At 61.1% G+C, this 15,937-nt stretch carries 16 protein-coding genes; 4 read left to right on the forward strand and 12 right to left on the reverse strand.

The genetic code is table 11. From position 1 onward, the window contains the following. Positions 1-5: 5 nt before the first annotated feature. Genes A7A77_RS00520 through A7A77_RS00540 form a run of 5 tightly spaced genes read right to left on the reverse strand, consistent with a single transcriptional unit; the run spans position 6 to position 4,161 of the window. Positions 6-1,082, reverse strand: coding sequence for a copper resistance protein B (locus A7A77_RS00520; RefSeq protein WP_245638335.1), 1,077 nt, complete (start codon positions 1,080-1,082; stop codon positions 6-8). Beyond that, positions 1,082-2,833, reverse strand: coding sequence for a copper resistance system multicopper oxidase (locus A7A77_RS00525; RefSeq protein ID WP_066552116.1), 1,752 nt, complete (start codon positions 2,831-2,833; stop codon positions 1,082-1,084). Before A7A77_RS00525 ends, A7A77_RS00520 begins: the two co-directional genes overlap by 1 nt. Before the next feature lie 44 nt (positions 2,834-2,877). Continuing rightward, the gene (locus A7A77_RS00530; RefSeq protein ID WP_066552118.1) at positions 2,878-3,453 is read right to left on the reverse strand and encodes an RNA polymerase sigma factor; all 576 of its coding nucleotides are present in this window, start codon (positions 3,451-3,453) and stop codon (positions 2,878-2,880) included. A 7-nt stretch (positions 3,454-3,460) separates the two neighbouring features. Further along, positions 3,461-3,904, reverse strand: coding sequence for a periplasmic heavy metal sensor (locus A7A77_RS00535; protein ID WP_066552120.1), 444 nt, complete (start codon positions 3,902-3,904; stop codon positions 3,461-3,463). After that, positions 3,904-4,161: a hypothetical protein gene (locus A7A77_RS00540; RefSeq protein WP_066552125.1), complete on the reverse strand. Its 258-nt coding sequence runs from the start codon at positions 4,159-4,161 to the stop codon at positions 3,904-3,906. The genes A7A77_RS00535 and A7A77_RS00540 overlap by 1 nt, the downstream gene beginning before the upstream one ends. A gap of 219 nt (positions 4,162-4,380) precedes the next feature. On the opposite strand from A7A77_RS00540, the gene copC reads away from it, so the two are divergent. Next, positions 4,381-4,755, forward strand: coding sequence for a copper homeostasis periplasmic binding protein CopC (copC, locus tag A7A77_RS00545; protein ID WP_066552127.1), 375 nt, complete (start codon positions 4,381-4,383; stop codon positions 4,753-4,755). Positions 4,756-4,779: 24 nt separating this feature from the next. Further along, the gene (copD, locus tag A7A77_RS00550) at positions 4,780-5,634 is read left to right on the forward strand and encodes a copper homeostasis membrane protein CopD (RefSeq protein ID WP_066552130.1); all 855 of its coding nucleotides are present in this window, start codon (positions 4,780-4,782) and stop codon (positions 5,632-5,634) included. Positions 5,635-5,658: 24 nt separating this feature from the next. On the opposite strand, the gene A7A77_RS00555 is transcribed toward copD, so the two are convergent. Next, the gene (locus A7A77_RS00555) at positions 5,659-6,852 is read right to left on the reverse strand and encodes an acetyl-CoA C-acyltransferase (RefSeq protein WP_066552133.1); all 1,194 of its coding nucleotides are present in this window, start codon (positions 6,850-6,852) and stop codon (positions 5,659-5,661) included. Between the two features lie 183 nt (positions 6,853-7,035). Here A7A77_RS00555 and A7A77_RS00560 point away from each other — a divergent pair, with 183 nt between their 5' ends. Continuing rightward, a complete protein-coding gene (locus A7A77_RS00560) occupies positions 7,036-8,100 on the forward strand; it encodes a glycosyltransferase family 2 protein (protein ID WP_066552135.1) in 1,065 nt (354 codons plus the stop codon). 13 nt (positions 8,101-8,113) lie between these two features. Here A7A77_RS00560 and rfbB read toward each other — a convergent pair whose 3' ends face one another. The 4 genes from rfbB to rfbA are packed head-to-tail and all read right to left on the reverse strand — an operon-like array spanning position 8,114 to position 11,493. Continuing rightward, positions 8,114-9,208, reverse strand: a complete 1,095-nt coding sequence (gene rfbB, locus A7A77_RS00565) for a dTDP-glucose 4,6-dehydratase (RefSeq protein WP_066552137.1) — start codon at positions 9,206-9,208, stop codon at positions 8,114-8,116. After that, complete coding sequence (gene rfbD, locus A7A77_RS00570) at positions 9,201-10,061, reverse strand: dTDP-4-dehydrorhamnose reductase (protein ID WP_342668606.1); 861 nt, start codon at positions 10,059-10,061, stop codon at positions 9,201-9,203. Before rfbD ends, rfbB begins: the two co-directional genes overlap by 8 nt. Before the next feature lie 5 nt (positions 10,062-10,066). Continuing rightward, on the reverse strand, positions 10,067-10,612 hold the full coding sequence (rfbC, locus tag A7A77_RS00575; protein WP_066552142.1) for a dTDP-4-dehydrorhamnose 3,5-epimerase: 546 nt from the start codon (positions 10,610-10,612) through the stop codon (positions 10,067-10,069). Beyond that, entirely contained in the window at positions 10,609-11,493 is an 885-nt protein-coding gene (gene rfbA, locus A7A77_RS00580; RefSeq protein ID WP_066552144.1) for a glucose-1-phosphate thymidylyltransferase RfbA, read from the reverse strand. The genes rfbC and rfbA overlap by 4 nt, the downstream gene beginning before the upstream one ends. A 324-nt stretch (positions 11,494-11,817) precedes the next feature. On the opposite strand from rfbA, the gene A7A77_RS00585 reads away from it, so the two are divergent. Further along, entirely contained in the window at positions 11,818-13,476 is a 1,659-nt protein-coding gene (locus A7A77_RS00585; protein WP_156500282.1) for an ArnT family glycosyltransferase, read from the forward strand. A gap of 7 nt (positions 13,477-13,483) precedes the next feature. Here the strand turns inward: A7A77_RS00585 and A7A77_RS00590 are convergent, their stop codons facing one another. Together A7A77_RS00590 and A7A77_RS00595 are read right to left on the reverse strand one after the other, a co-directional pair. Beyond that, complete coding sequence (locus A7A77_RS00590) at positions 13,484-14,494, reverse strand: glycosyltransferase family 2 protein (protein WP_216635525.1); 1,011 nt, start codon at positions 14,492-14,494, stop codon at positions 13,484-13,486. Further along, on the reverse strand, positions 14,437-15,408 hold the full coding sequence (locus tag A7A77_RS00595; RefSeq protein WP_172799806.1) for a glycosyltransferase: 972 nt from the start codon (positions 15,406-15,408) through the stop codon (positions 14,437-14,439). Before A7A77_RS00595 ends, A7A77_RS00590 begins: the two co-directional genes overlap by 58 nt. Positions 15,409-15,937: the final 529 nt, after the last annotated feature.

Consider the following 15,937-nt stretch of genomic DNA (forward strand, 5'->3'; position numbering starts at 1 on the left):
TTCGTTCAGAACCAGAAGCGCAGCCCCGCCAGCCATGTGAAACGGGAGGGATCTTCACCTTCGTCGCGGGCATAGTCGGCACTGCCCCCAACCTTGCGTTCCCACGAAAACCCGACATAGGGCGCGAAATTACGCTGGATCTCGTAACGAAGGCGTCCGGAAAGCTCGAACGAATCGAGCCCGCCGCCGATGCCCAATTCCGGCACGTCCTGAAGCGCGAAATCGACTTCGGCTTCCGGTTCGAAGACCAGTCGCTGCGTTAAGCGCATGTCGTGCATGGCCGTTCCGCGAAAGTGAACGTCGCCCTTTTCCGATACGAAGGCCTGCGCCTCCACCTCGATCCAATAGGGGGCCAGTCCCTGAACGCCGACCAGGGCATAAGTACGTTCGGGGTCGGGCCGGAAATCGTGCCGCGCACCCAGTTGCAGGTTGAACCAAGGGTTGATCGCATGGCGCCAATAGGCGTCGATCTCGATATCCTCTGGCTTTTCGCCAAACGCGCCTTCGCCGGAAAAGGCGAGAACAGCCCTGTCGATATCGCCACCGTACCACGCTTCCCCGTCGAAAACGTAGCCGTCGGCACCCTCGCCCGCGCGATATTCCAGCGTGTCGAGACCGGCAAAGAAACCGGTAAAAGCCATGCCCTTGAGCAGATCGACGCGGGATTGCGCCATGACGTCGGGGCCGAAAACCGCATCGGCGGCATGGTCTGTGGGTACGGGCGGCGGCGGAGCATCGCCCGGCTGGTCGGACACCTGCGGCGCCTGCGCGCCGTGGTGCATCGAATGGTCCATCTGACCATGGTCCATTGTTGAATGGTCCATTTCTTCCATGCCGCCCGCATCAGGCTGCATATCCATCATGGAATGATCCATCATGGAGTGATCCATCTGGCCATGGTCCATTGCACCGTGATCCATCTGGCCATGATCCATATCGTCCCCGGCCACGGGTACGGTCTCATCCGCCGTATCGCCCTCGTGATGGCCCATCTGAGAATGGTCCATCCCGTCATGATCATGCGCGATGGCGGGAACGGAAAAGGCGGTTGCCGCGACGGCAGTCAGGAAAAGGCGGCGCATCAGGCTTCTCCCTCTTCGCGGACAGTGACGACGCGCATCATCCCCGAATGCATGTGCAGCAGCATGTGGCAGTGAAACGCCCAGTCGCCCACCGCGTCCGCCGTCAGGTCGAACGAAGCCTTGCCGCCCGGCAGGACGTTCACCGTATGCTTGCGCACCCGATCGCCCGGATCGCCGGAAACCAGTTCGAAGAAATGGCCGTGCAGGTGGATGGGATGCGGCATCATCGTATCGTTGATCAGGTTCACGCGTACACGCTCGTCAAGGCGGAACGGAATCGGCTCCGGCCCCTCGCTGAAATCAACACCGTCCAGCGACCACATGTAGCGTTCCATGTTCGCGGTAAGGTGTATGTCGACCTGCCGGCTGGGCACGCGGGTGTCCGGGTTCGGCTCGGCAGAACGCAGATCGGCATAAGTCAGCACGCGGTGATCGACATTTTCCAGCCCGGTCGGCTTGTCGGCCAGCCGGTCGACCGGCATCGGCGACAGCGAGGCGACGCCCGGCCCCATCTTCACGCCCGGCGCCACGGAAGGGTCGCGCATCGACATGTCGGAATGGTCCATCGAACCGGAGTCCGGCGCACTGAGATCGAGCGTGTCGCCCATGTCCATCGAAGACATGTCCATGCCCATGTCGCGCATCGTCAGCAGCGGGCGTTCGCGGATCGCGGGGATCGGCGCGATCATGCCCATCTGCGTGGCCAGCGTCGCGCGGGCCTGCCCGCTGCGGTCGATCGCCTCTGCAATCACGCCATAGGCCTGCTGCTCGCCGGGCGTCACGATGAAGTCGTAGGTTTCGGCAATCGCAATCTGGACCTCGTCGGTCTCCACCGGTTGCACCGCCAGCCCGTCCGCCGCAACGACCGTCAGGGGAAGTCCGGGAATGCGGAAATTGAAGTTCGTCATCGACGACGCATTGATGACGCGCAGTTTCACCCGCTCGCCCGCCTTGAACAAGCCGGTCCAGTTTTCCGCACTGGAATGCCCGTTGATCATGAAGGAGTAAGTATCGCCGGTCACGTCCGAGATGTCGGTCGGGTCCATGCGCATCTTCGCCCATTCCAGCCGTTCCGACAGGTTCTGCCCACCGCCTGCCAGCAATTCGGCGATTGTCTGCCGCTGCTGGTTAAAATAGCCGCCCATGATCTTCAGCCGCCGAAGCTGTTCGTGCGGATGCATCGTGCTGAAGTCCGACAGGACGAGCACGTGTTCCCGATCGTAACTGTCATCCCCGCCCGCCGGATCGATGACGATGGGGCCATACAGGCCCATCGCCTCCTGCATGCCGGAATGGCTGTGGTACCAGTATGTGCCCGCCTGGATCAGCGGAAATTCGTAGACGAATGTCGTGCCCGCATCGATGCCGGGGAAACTGACCCCCGGCACCCCGTCCATATCGAACGGCACAAGAAGCCCGTGCCAGTGGATAGAGGACTGTTCGCGCAAATTGTTGGTGACCGACAGCCGGACCTTCTCGCCCTCCCGCATGCGGATCAATGGTGCGGGAAGCGTGCCGTTGACCGTAACGGCATGGCCAGATCGACCATCGACGGAAAAATGGCTGTCCCCGATGGTAAGGGCGATGTCGTTGCCGGAAAGCACGCCGGGAACGGGATTGCCCGCAGGCGTCATGCCCTGCGTGCCGCTGCGGGCCCATGCGGGGAAGAAAGCGCTGCTGCCAAATGCGGCGGCCAATGCACCGGAACTTGCGATGAAACGGCGGCGGTCGAGCGAAACTGGGCTTGTCATGCCACCCTATACGGCGGCGGTGACACTATCCCTCGCCCCAATGATCAATCAGACGAATTTTCTGCGAGAATTTCCGTAAGCTTCTGGCGCGCCCGATAAATCCGTGTCTCCACCGCCTTGCGACTGATGCCCAGCACCGCGCCCGCCTCGATCTGGTCCATCCCTTCCAGCGTGCAGAGCACCAACGGTTCGCGCAGGTTTGCCGGCAAGGCGGCAAGCGCACTGCGGATGCGATCGACATGCTGCGCGGAACCCAGCGCGCTTTCCGGGTCCGGTGCATCGTCGGATACCGACAGGGCATCGTCCAGCGGCATGGCAAACGTGAAGAAGCGGCGCACGGCACGCCTGCGCGCCCAATCGCGGCACTTGTTCACCGCGATCGCCAGCAACCATGTGCGAAAAGGCCGTGCCGGATCATACCGGCGCAATGCCGCAAAGGCGGAAACGAAGCATTCCTGCGTTATGTCCAGTGCCTCGTCATCGTCGCGGACCTGCCCGCGGGCATAGCGGAACACCGATGCGCGGTGTCGGTCCATCAGCCATGTAAACCCTGCCTGCCGCCCGTTCAGGGCAGCGGCAACGGCCTGGCTGTCATCGACGAAGTCGGTTGCCCCCGCCACGGCGAAACTAGTCTTGCGGCGTCTGGGTAAGTGCCTCGGCAACGGCCTTGTCGAAGACTGCAGCCTGATCGGGGCGAAGCACGGCACGCATCGCGAAAACGTGGCTCAGCGTCGCTTTCTGAAGCTGCCCCATTGCCATGTGCGACCGGTCGACCGCGCGTTCGACCGCGGGGCCATATTCGTGCTCGTTCGCCACGGCCTCGGCAAGATCGCGGTTCGCGCCTTCCAGCTCCGCCTCCAGCGCCTCTCGCTTCTGGGCAAATCCGGTTTCGAGGGCGTGGATCTTCGCCTCCTGCCCTGCATCCAGATCAAGCTGTTCGTGCATGATGGCGTGAAGCCTGCCGCCGCTGTCGGCATGGCCGACCGGCAGGATGCGCCCGATCCACAATGCGGCAAAGGCGGCCAGCACGGCGACGACTGCGACCAGCAGGTAGCGGGTAAAATTGCGCATCAATCGTTCAGCAGGTGAGAGGGGGCCGAAGCGGGCATTGCCAGCAGCGGTTCCGCCTGTGCCGGCGATCCGCCGCCGATGCCCAGCGCAAGGCCGACCGAACCGGCAAGGCATACGGCCAGCACCAGCCCGCGCCGAGAAAGATCGCGTTCGCGACGGGCGGCAAGTCCGTCCATCACGGCGCTGTCTATGCCGGCAAGCCGGGCCGGCACCTGCTCTTCGTGCAGGGAAACGAGCATGGCATCGAGGTCATGCATGGAGAGGGGTCCTTTCAACAATGCCCCCGGCTTTGAAATCACCGGCGGCAACACCCTTATACGCGGATTGGCGGCATTTCCCTCATTTCGTGCGATCCACTACAAATCTGCGTCGGGTTCGAGGGATCGGGCGATCAGCCGCGTATCCCCTTGCAGTGCCGGTTGCCATGCGCCGTTCGCGACGCTGGCGATTGCCTGCCCCCTCGCAAAGGAATTACGATGAAAGCCCTTCTCGCCCCCCTCGCCCTGATTGCCGCTCTGGCTCTTCCCGGCACCGCGATTGCCCACCCGAAGCTGGTGTCGGCAAGTCCGGCCGCGGAAGCTGCCGTCGCAAAGCCGACGAAGCTGACGCTGACTTTCTCCGAAGAACTCGTCGCGCCGCTTTCCGGTGTCGAGCTGACGATGACCGGCATGCCCGGCATGGCCAACCACAAGCCGATGGCGGTGAAGGGCTTCCAGACGAAGATCACCGGCAAGACGATGACGATCGTGCTGCCCCGCGCGCTGCCCGCCGGCACTTATGCCGTAAAGTGGCACGTTGTCGCCGCCGACCAACACCGCATCGAAGGCGGCTACAACTTCAAGGTAAACTGACGAACGGCAGGGGAGCCTTCCGCGATGATCGACGCAACGGTGGTTTTCGCGCGTTTCGCGCTGTTCGCGCTGACGCTCGGTCTGGCCGGGGTTCCCCTTTACCTGCGCATCAATGGTGTGACGCGCGCCACCGGCGTACAGCGGCTTGCGCTGGGCGTGTGCGCGGTGCTGGTGTTCTGTGCCGCAATTTGGTGGGCGGCCGCCGCTATCGCCGCGATGGCGGCGATGTCGCTTGGCGATCTGGATACAGCCACGTTCCGCGCGGTGCTGGATGCGACGCCGCTCGGCCCCGTACTCAAGGTCAGGCTCGCCGCCGCGCTGGCCATGGTGCTGGCACTGGCCCTTTTTCCCCGCAACATCCTCCTCGCCCTGCTGGGCACCATCGTGCTGGCCGCTGGCGCGTGGACCGGACATGCCGGTGCCACCGAAGGCGTGACCGGCACGGTGCACCGCGTGTCCGACATGCTCCACCTGATCGGCGCGGCCGTGTGGTTCGGGGCGTTGGCGATATTTATCGCATCGATATCCGGCAGTAGCGACAGGCGCGATCTGTCCCACCGGCTCGAACGGTTTGCGCGAACGGGCACCATCGTCGTCACGGTGCTGGCACTAACCGGCGCTGCGAACGCATGGATCATCGCGGCACCCGGCTGGAGCGCGAGCAGCACATGGTCGCTGCTGCTCGCCGCCAAGGTCGGCCTGTTTTTCGCGATGCTCGCTCTCGCCGGTCTCAACCGGTGGAAGCTCACCCCCGCGCTGAAATCCGGCCGCCCGACAGCGGAACGCAACCTGCGCCTGTCGCTCTCGCTCGAAGCGGGTTGCGCAATCGCCATCGTGGCACTTGTCGCGATCCTCGGCCTCGGCAATCCCGCAGGCTAGTCGCCACGCGACGGTCGAGACAGGTCAGACGAGTTCCAGAGCCACGGCAGTGGCCTCACCGCCACCGATGCACAGGCTGGCAACACCGCGCTTCAAACCGCGCGTTTCCAGCGCATTGAGCAAAGTGACCATGATCCGCGCGCCGGATGCACCGATGGGATGGCCCAGCGCGGTCGCGCCGCCGTTCACGTTCAGCTTGTCGGCCGGAATGTCCAGATCGCGCGCTGCGATCATGGCGACAACGGCGAAAGCCTCGTTCACTTCGAACAGATCCACGTCCTCAACGCTCCAGCCCGCCTTTTCCAGCGCCTTGCGCATCGCGGGAACGGGTGCGCTGGTGAACTTCGACGGTTCCTGCGCATGGGCGGCGGTGGCCACTACACGGGCGACGACCGGCAGGCCGAGCTTTTCTGCCACGCTGGCGCGGGTCATCACAAGAGCAGCCGCACCGTCGGAAATCGAGGAGGCATTGGCCGCCGTGACGGTGCCGTCCTTCACGAATGCGGGCTTGAGCGACGGGATCTTGTCGGGCCGTGCCTTGCCCGGCTGTTCGTCGGTATCGACCACGGTTTCGCCGCCGCGGCCCTTTACCGTCACCGGCTCGATCTCCCGCACGAAAGCGCCGCTGGCGATCGCCTCGTTCGCGCGCGCAAGCGAGCGCAGGGCATATTCGTCCTGCTCCTCGCGCGTGAACTGGTAATCGCGCACCGCGTCCTCTGCGAAAACGCCCATCGCCTTGCCGGGTTCATAGGCGTCTTCCAACCCGTCCATCATCATCGTGTCGATGATCCGGTCATGCCCGATGCGTGCGCCGGAACGATGTTTGGGCAAGGCATAGGGCGCATTGGTCATGCTCTCCATCCCTCCCGCGATGGCAACGTCGATCGAACCTGCGGCCAGCGCGTCATGCGCCATGATCGCGGCCTGCATGCCCGAACCGCACATCTTGTTGACGGTCGTCGCCTCGACAGAAAGCGGCAACCCCGCAGCCAGCGCCGACTGGCGCGCAGGCGCCTGCCCCAATCCGGCAGGAAGCACGCAGCCCATGTAGATCCGTTCCACGGCATCGCCATCGACCCGGGCGCGCGAAACGGCAGCTTTCACCGCCACGGCACCAAGGTCGGTCGCCTTCGTGCCAGCGAATGCACCCTGAAACCCGCCCATTGGGGTACGGGCATAACCGGCGATGACAACCGGATCGGTAACTGTCCCACTCATGCTGCCAGCTCCTTGAGGCAATCAGAATAGCGCATGCGCTACGTTGCATGCACTCGAACTATATATACTCATGAGTATATGACTGCCCCACGGGTTTCCTGTCAATCCTCTGCAGCCGCACCGATGCGACTGATTACAATCGTGGTTAGCCATTTCTTAAGGCAATTGGACGATGACCCACTGATGGGTTATGACTTCACGACCATCGGGGGGCGGCGAAACGTGCGGCTGATCATACAGATACCGTGCCTGAACGAGGCAGACCACTTGCCTGCCACGCTGGCGGCATTGCCGCGCCAGATTGCCGGAATCGACAGCATCGAAGTGCTGGTCATCGACGATGGCAGCAACGACAACACCGCCGAAACCGCGCGCCAGTGGGGCGTACAACATGTCGTGCGCCACCGCCGCAACCGGGGTCTTGCCGCCGCCTTTCAAAGCGGGATCGATGCTGCCCTTGCCGCCGGTGCCGACATAATCGTCAACACCGATGCGGACGGGCAATACGAAGGTGCGGACATCGCCAAGCTGGTGGGGCCGGTCGTACGCGGGGAAGCGGACATCGTGATCGGCGATCGCGGCGTTGCCGAAAACGCGCATTTCGGTCCGTTCAAGCGCAGGTTGCAACGCCTTGGCAGCGCAGTCGTGCGCCGCGCATCGGGCACGACCATCACCGACGCGGTCAGCGGCTTTCGCGCCATCAGCCGCGAAGCAGCGCAGCGCATCACTATCACAACCGAATTCAGCTATACCACGGACATGCTGATACAGGCCGGGCGCAAAAGGCTCTGCGTGACCAGCGTGCCGATCCGCACCCACCGCACGGATCGCCCTTCGCGCCTGTTCAAATCGATCCCGCGCTTCATGGTCCAGACAGGGGTGACGATCACCCGCGCCTATACCACCAACAACGCCCTGCGGGTCTTTGTCGGCCTTGGCATACTGATCTTCGCGATGGGGATGCTGCCGGTGGCGCGGTTCGTCTGGTTCTACCTGTCAGGCGACGGCGATGGCCACATCCAGTCGTTGATCCTAGGCGGCGCCTTGCTGATGATGGGCACGCTTGTCGCGGTGATGGGCGTGCTGGCAGACTTGATCGCCACGAACCGGAAATTGATGGAGGCGACGCTCTACAAGCTGAGGAAGCTGGAGGAGCGGCTCGAGGATGAAGTTCGTGTAGACGACGAAGATAGCTGCGCACCGCAGAAAGAACTGCACGACTATCAGAAACGGGCTATCGGCGAATGAACGGCCGCCTCGATCAGCGTGATGCGTAGTTGGCTGCAACCCAATTGCGATAGGATCCGTCAAGAACCGCGCTCCACCACGTCTCGTTTTCGACATACCAACGCATAGTGTGGTCGAACCAGCTCTCGAATTCTCGTGATGGCACGTACCCCAGTTCACTGCGGATTTTCCTCTCGTCGATAGCGTATCGCCGGTCGTGTCCGGGCCTGTCCGTCACGTAAGTTTTAAGCTGCGAAGTGTCCTGCCCTCTCGCCGCTGGCGCATCGGGAAACCTCTCGGCAAGAGCTGGGACATCGGCGAAGAGCGCGTCAATGGAACGACATAGAGTGTCGATCACCTCGACATTGGCCAGTTCCGCGCCGCCGCCGATATTGTAGCACTCGCCGATCTTCCCCCTTTCCAGAACCAGCTCAATGCCACGGCAGTGGTCCTCGACATACAGCCAGTCGCGGATCTGCATCCCGTCGCCATAGATCGGCAACGACCGGCCATGCAGGGCATTGATGATAAACAGTGGAATCAGCTTTTCAGGGAATTGGTACGGACCGTAGTTGTTCGAGCAGTTCGAAGTAGTAACCGCGAGACCGTAGGTGTGGTGATAGGCACGGACGAGATGGTCCGAGGCGGCTTTCGAGGCCGCATAGGGCGAATTGGGCGCATAGGCTGTCGTCTCACTAAAGGCCGGATCTTCGCCACCCAGCGTACCGTATACCTCGTCGGTAGAGACATGATGGAAGCGATGATCCCTGCCCGAGCCTTGATCCAACCAGAACGCCTTGGCTTGCTTGAGCAGTTCGTGCGTGCCCACGATATTGGTATCAATGAAGGCATCGGGGCCGAGGATCGACCGGTCCACGTGTGATTCGGCCGCGAAATGGACGATCGTGTCGATGTTCCGTTCACGCAGCAGCGACCCCACGAGATTGCCGTCGCGGATGTCCCCCTCGACAAGGTTAATACCTTCAACGCCATCAAGGCTCGCGGCATTGCCCGCATAGGTCATCGCGTCGAGCACGAGGAGTTCGTCGGCCCGATGCCGCTCGCGCCAGAAGCGCACGAAGTTTGAACCGATGAAACCCGCGCCACCGGTAACCAGAAGTCTAGCCAATTTCCTGCTCTTTCCTGCATTTCAACATGAGGCGCAGTTCGCTGCGCCAATGATTCGAAATCCAGCCCAGTTCCCGCCACGTGTCTGCCTTATCGAGGACGCTGAAAGCGGGACGACGGGCGGCCTGAGGGTAATCTTCACTGCGGATGGGGCGTATCGCGACATCCCGGGTCAGGATATTGAGTGCGAGCGCCTCTTCATGGATAGCGACCGCGAAATCATACCACGAACAGACACCGGCATCGGTGAAATGCCACACGCCACTGGCTCCGATTTCGAGTAAGCCCCAGATTGCGCGCGCCAGGCTGAGCGTGTGCGTAGGGGTACCCACCTGATCGCTGACTACGTCGAGCGCTTCGCGCTCTGCCATGAGGCGCAGCATCGTCTCAACGAAGTTCCTGCCGCCCGCGCCATGGACCCACGCCGTGCGAAGCACGAGCGCATCGGCATATGCGAGTGCCGCGCGCTCGCCGACAAGCTTGCTCGCACCATAAACATTTATCGGATTAGTCGCACTATCCGGCCGATAGAGATTTGCGGACGCTCCATCGAAAACAAAATCGGTGGAGACCTGGACGAGCCTCGCCCCGCAATCGACCGCGGCACGGGTAAGCGTGGTGACGGATTCGCCGTTAATCCGGGCTGCAAGGGCGATGTCGCCCTCGGCCCGGTCGACCGCGGTATAGGCGGCGCAATTCACGATCACTGCAGGCGCGGCCGAACGAACTGCCTGCACGATCGATGCGTCATCGGCCATGTCGCACTCGTCGCGCCCAAACATCAGGCACTCGACGCCCTTATCCGCCGTTTGGGCAAGTGCCTTGGCTAGCTGCCCCCCCGCGCCGGTTACCATGACCCTCACGGGTAGGTCTGCGCATCACGGAAGCGCACTGCATCGCGGTCCTTAGGCGAGACAGTCGGTTCGATATCATCCAGCGGCCATTCGATCCCGATATCCTGATCATCCCATCGGATGGCGGCCTCGTCCTCCGGCACATAGAAATCGGTACACTTGTAAAGGAGGTCGGTCCCGTCTTCGAGGCTAAGAAAGCCGTGACCAAAGCCAGGCGGGACCCAAAGCATGCGATGATTTTCCCCGCTCAACACAACGCCCATCCACTGACCGAAATGCGGTGATCCGCGCCGCAAGTCCACAGCCACATCAAAGGCACTGCCACGGACGACGCGGACAAGTTTTCCCTGTGGCCGTGTCCGCTGGTAGTGCAGTCCGCGCAATACCCCGCGCGACGAACGGCTGTGATTGTCCTGCACAAAATCGAGATCATACCCGAGATCCGCGAACGTCCGGCGATTCCACGTCTCTTGGAAAAAACCGCGCTCGTCGCCGAAGACGTTCGGATCGAAGATGACGACTTCGGGAAGCCGCGTCGACATCGCCTTCATCGCGCGGCCTGTCGCAGCTGGTCGAGCAGGTATTCACCGTACCCGCTCTTGCGCAGCGGATCGGCCAGGCATTCGAGCGCGGCATCATCGATGAAGCCCTTGCGCCAAGCGATTTCCTCTGGACAACAGATCTTGAGCCCTTGCCGCTCCTCGACGATACGGACGTAAAGGCCAGCATCGAGCAGCGAAGAATGTGTGCCCGTGTCGAGCCAGGCATAGCCGCGACCCATGATCTCGACATTTAGCTTGCCCGCTTCAAGGTAGAGGCGGTTGAGGTCGGTGATTTCCAGTTCACCACGCGTTGACGGCTTGATCTCGCGCGAGAGTGGGACCACGTCGCCGTCGTAGAAGTAGAGTCCAGTCACTGCGTAGTTCGATTTGGGCTTGGCAGGCTTCTCCTCGATCGTCTCCGCCCGCCCGTCGCTATCGAAGGAGACGACGCCATAAGCCGAGGGATCGCGAACGTAGTAGCCGAACACGGTCGCTCCATCGCTCCGCTGGTTCGCCCTTGTCAGCAATTCTGGAAGGCCGTGGCCATAAAAGATGTTGTCGCCAAGAATCAGCGCGCAGGGCGCACCGTCGAGAAAATCCGCACCGATGTGAAACGCTTGCGCAAGACCGTCGGGGCTGGGCTGCACCATGTAGCTGATTTCAAGCCCCCACTTGCGCCCGTCTCCCAGCAACGCACGGAAGGCTTCACTGTCCTGCGGCGTCGTGATGATGAGAATCTCGCGAATGCTCGCCAGCATGAGGACGGTCAGCGGATAATAAATCATCGGCTTGTCGTAGACCGGCATCAGCTGCTTGCTCGTCGGCAAAGTCAGTGGATGCAGCCTGGTACCCGTGCCGCCAGCCAGAATGATGCCTTTACGCGCCCTCATGCTCAATATTACTCCCGCGCCGGGCCGGCCGGCCCTATTGCCATGTGGGGCCGAACCATGCTGCGCCCCTTCGCCGGACTGGCCCTGTTCTCTCACCCGACCGAAAACGGTTGGCAAGAAGACCCCCCTGCTATTTCCCCGGAACCCTTATTCAAACATAATTAGCGAAATCTTAAAGGGGTTCGCTGCTATGTCACTGGACAAATGGCCTGACGGCGGCCGGCGATCGGCACCGCAGGGGTGCCTGGCCAAGGGGAAAGTATTTCGGGGATGACTACAGATACTTTGGTGACACCAGCAGGCAAAGGATCGTCCGGGAAGTTCATGGCTGGACTGTCGGAAGCCCGAGTGGGGGCTATCGCGTTGGCGGCAGTAGTCGCGCTGCAGTTTTCTCTGATCTTCACTCGGTCCGTGAACTGGGACGAATTCTGGTTCTACCACCTCATCCTGCAGTTCACCGCGGGCGAGCTGACGATGCCGCTTCAAACGCTACATGTGCGCCTTTTCGCATGGCTGCCTGCGCTTGCAGGAAACGGTATCGATCACATCGTCATCGCTCGGATCTTCATGTTCGCGTGCGAGCTCGTCACGATCGGCGCGATCATCGTCATCGCCCGTCGCTTCGTCACAATGCCCGCCGCGATCACGGCCGGGCTGCTCTATATTTCGGCCGGATTCGTGTTCCAGCACGGTTTCTCCTTCCGCACCGACCCGATGGCGACGGCAGCGCTGATGGTCTCGCTCGCCCTCATCGCCCGCAGGCCGCTCGACTCGATTACAATCGCCGTAGTGGCTATCCTGATAGCCGTTGCAGGCCTCGTAACGACGAAAATCATCCTCTACATGCCTGCTTTCGCCGGACTGGCCTGGCTTAACCTCCACCGCTCCAGCAACAAGACATCGTACATTCTTCGCTGCGTAATTCTTTTCGCGGTGACGGCACTGCTGTTCGCCCTGCTCTATAAATGGCACGTCGGCGGCCTCCAGCCCGCATCGAAGGCCATCGCTGAGACGGGCGAAAGTGCCGGAGAAACAAACAGCGGTGGCATCCAAATGCTGGCTGGCGCAGCCAAGTGGATGTTCTTCATCGGCGTGCCGCCCTATCTCAACATGATCTACAAGGCTATGCTGACCGCTCCGCTGCTCACGCTGCTGTCGTGGACCGCCCCCTTCACCATCATGTTAGGCAAGCGGTCCTCAGCAGAAAAGTTCGCGCTGCTGGGCTTCTGGGCAATAATCTTGGTGCCGCTATTCTACAAAAATACCGCCGGCTACTTCTACGTTTTCATGTTTGCCCCGCTTGCCGTGGGCTGTGTCGACGCTATATGCCTCATACAGCGCCGATATGGGGCATACCTCCTCCCCTTTTTGCTCTTGGGCATCTCAGTGGGGGTCTTCGCGATGGAACGGCGCGATGTGATCGGCAATCAGCGCGAAATCCAGAGGACTGCGAGCGCTCTGTTCGACCAGCCGGTCGCTTATTTCGATCACAACGGGATGCTGCCCGACTTCGACAAAAAGAACTACCTGATGACCCCTTCGGGCATGGCGACTTATCGAGAGGCCGGCGTTCCCACCTACCGGAATGCGATGAAAGAAGATGTGATCCCGCTTCTACTGTCTAACTGGTTCAGCCTGCGGATGACACTTCTTTCCGATGATGACAGCCTGCTGCTGCCCGCCGACCTCAAGGCCATACGTGAAAATTACATCCAGTTTTATGGCCCCTTCTGGCTAGCGGGTCGTAATATAGAGGCAAAGTCGACATATTCAGACGAATTGCTCGTCCCCGGCGAATACACCGTGTTGGACGCCCCAGCAGTGATCGACGGCGAACGGCATGACACGGGCTCCGTGGTAACGCTCAAGCGAGGTATGCACGAATGGTCTGCGCCGGAAACGGACAGCCGCGTAGTCTGGGGCGCTGATCGCAAGGACCCTGTGAAACCCTGGGACGAAGGTCCACTATACGTCGGTTTCTGACCGAGCCTTAGATGACGAGCGCCATGGCCGCAATGCGAATGATATCCTGCGCGAAAAGCCGATTCCGGAGCACAAAGCCTTTCCGTTTGAAAAAAGACTGGCCGCTGGTCCTGCCATAGGCGCGAAGCAGCGAGACCAGTTCCGGATCCGCCTGATCGTCAAAACGATCCGCAAAAATCACAGCCTGCGCGCGAGTGCGCGCTACAATAGCACGGCCGCGCGTCAGCTCCTTGGCGGGGCGTGTCGCAAAACGTGTGACGTAGGTGCGCAAGCCCGCGCTCTTCGCCCCCAGCGTGTTGCGCCCATGCTGGCGATAACGGATCAGCGGTTCGCCGACCTCAACCAATTCGCCCGTACCTGCGGCCACGAGAGCAAGCCACCAGTCGTGCATCATCGCCACGTCTGGGATGGGCAGCGATTTCTCACGCAAGACCGCATTGCCCATCATGGCGCACCCGGTGACATAGTTCTGCATCATCAAATAACGCCCTTCCTCTCCGGGATGCGGCGTCCTGAGTTTCGAGAAACGACGGAACGACGGAGCGATCAGGCGCAGTTTTTCGTCGACGACCTCAAGGTCGCAGTGCGAAAGAACCGGAACTTGCCCGCCGGCTCTCTCCTCCGCGCTCCGGATTGCGGAACGCATAGTGGACAGCTTGTGCGGCAACCAGACATCGTCCTGGTCGCAGAAGGCGAAATAGGGCGCGGTACTGCGCTGGAGGATTCGCCCGAAATTGCGCGATGCGCCTAGCCCGGTTTCGCTGTCACGCACAATTTCGACCGGTTGGCTGACGTGCGAGGCGAAGTTCTCAACCATAGCCAGCGTCGTGTCACTCGATCCGTCATCGCGCACGATCAGCCGCCAGTTCGCAAAATCCTGCGCAGCGAGAGATTGCAGCTGCTCATCAAGGAATGTCGCGCCATTGTATGTCGCCAAAAGAATGTCGATTTCGGGGGTGATCATAGCAACACTCCTGCAGAGTGGGTGCGAATTGCCTGCTCGATAACATCGGCCCAACCTTGTTCGATGACATCCCTGGCGAACCTGTCACCGATCCGATCATCGGGCAGAACTTCGTGCGCACCGATAGACTGCAACATCTCCTCAACCGCATTGAGCAGCGCTTCCGGATTGCCGGCCGGAACAAGCTTCACAGACGGGTGGTCTTCAGGCATTAATTCACGCATTCCCGGCCCATCGCGGGTAACGAGGGGCTTGCCGCTGGCTAGAATCTGGAAGACCTTGTTGGGAATGACACGCCCCGCCTTTGCTGAGGTTCCGAAAACGCCAAGACAAACATCCGCTCGGGCGATCTCCTTCGCAAGTTGTTCGTATTCGACCCATTCGGTCCATTGCAGGTTTTCGGGTCTTGCCGCGGCGATGAGCGCGGCGATGAACGCGGCCTCCTGCCCGGTGCCGATTATCCGCCAATCGAACCTTTCCGCCCCTCGAAGACAAGCGGCCTCGACAATGGTGCCGATCCCATGCAGAGGAATGAACTGTCCGTAGAACAAGACGACGGGCCGGTTGCTCACCCCGTCACAGTCGGACGAACTAGCCGCGAAAACACCCTCGCAACCGACCATGACACTGGCCGTTTTTCCGCGAGGCAGACGGTATTCGGCTTCGAAATAATGAGCATGGGCGCGGGTATCGAGGACAACGATGTTCGCTGCACGGCAGGCCAGCTTTTCAAGCGCGTGGAGCATCCTTGCTACAGTTTTCCCTCTAGCAACCATGGCGCGATCCTCGACAACCGTGTCGTAAACGGACAGGAACGCGTCCCAGATCACCGGAACACCGCGCAGCCTTGCCGGTATTGCTATGGCGAGGACATCGAAGAGCCCGAAGTAACCTACTACGACCGCATCGTGCGTCGGAACCCTTAAATAGCGAATGACCAAGCCAGGCCATGCCAGAAACGTCTGCAAAGTCCTGGCTGCCATGCGCAAACGAGAGACCTGGCTCTTGTCCCGCGTTGTACCCCAGATGTCGCAACCGATCTCTGTAACCTCGAAACGTCGGAAAAGCGCGTCTCGCATGATCCTGACACGCGGCTTGCCAAGGTCGAATGTCCCCCACAGGACAATGCGACGACGGTCGCTCCGCACTTTGCACGAATTATCGGTCGACGAAATGTCGGGGCATGTTTTTCGCATCGCGCGATCTATTGCCCGCTTCCGTTACCGGCGACAAGTCGTTCGCCCCACCATACTCAAGATGAACCCCTGCTATAACCAAGGTCGGGAAAGGCTCCCTTCTGGATTTATTAACCGAACCTGCCGATAACGGTATACAGACACTGACATCAGACCTTCACAACCATCACCACGCAATCCCGAACGCCTCGACAAAGCCGATAACGAACTTCAATCAAGTCTTCAGCAACTGAGGAAGCCTGCAGTGATCTCAAAGACGCGAAGATCGGAACCTCGCCAGTGATGCGATTGGTGAGAGCAG

This window comes from Croceicoccus bisphenolivorans (genome assembly GCF_001634625.1).
Taxonomy (GTDB): domain Bacteria; phylum Pseudomonadota; class Alphaproteobacteria; order Sphingomonadales; family Sphingomonadaceae; genus Croceicoccus; species Croceicoccus bisphenolivorans.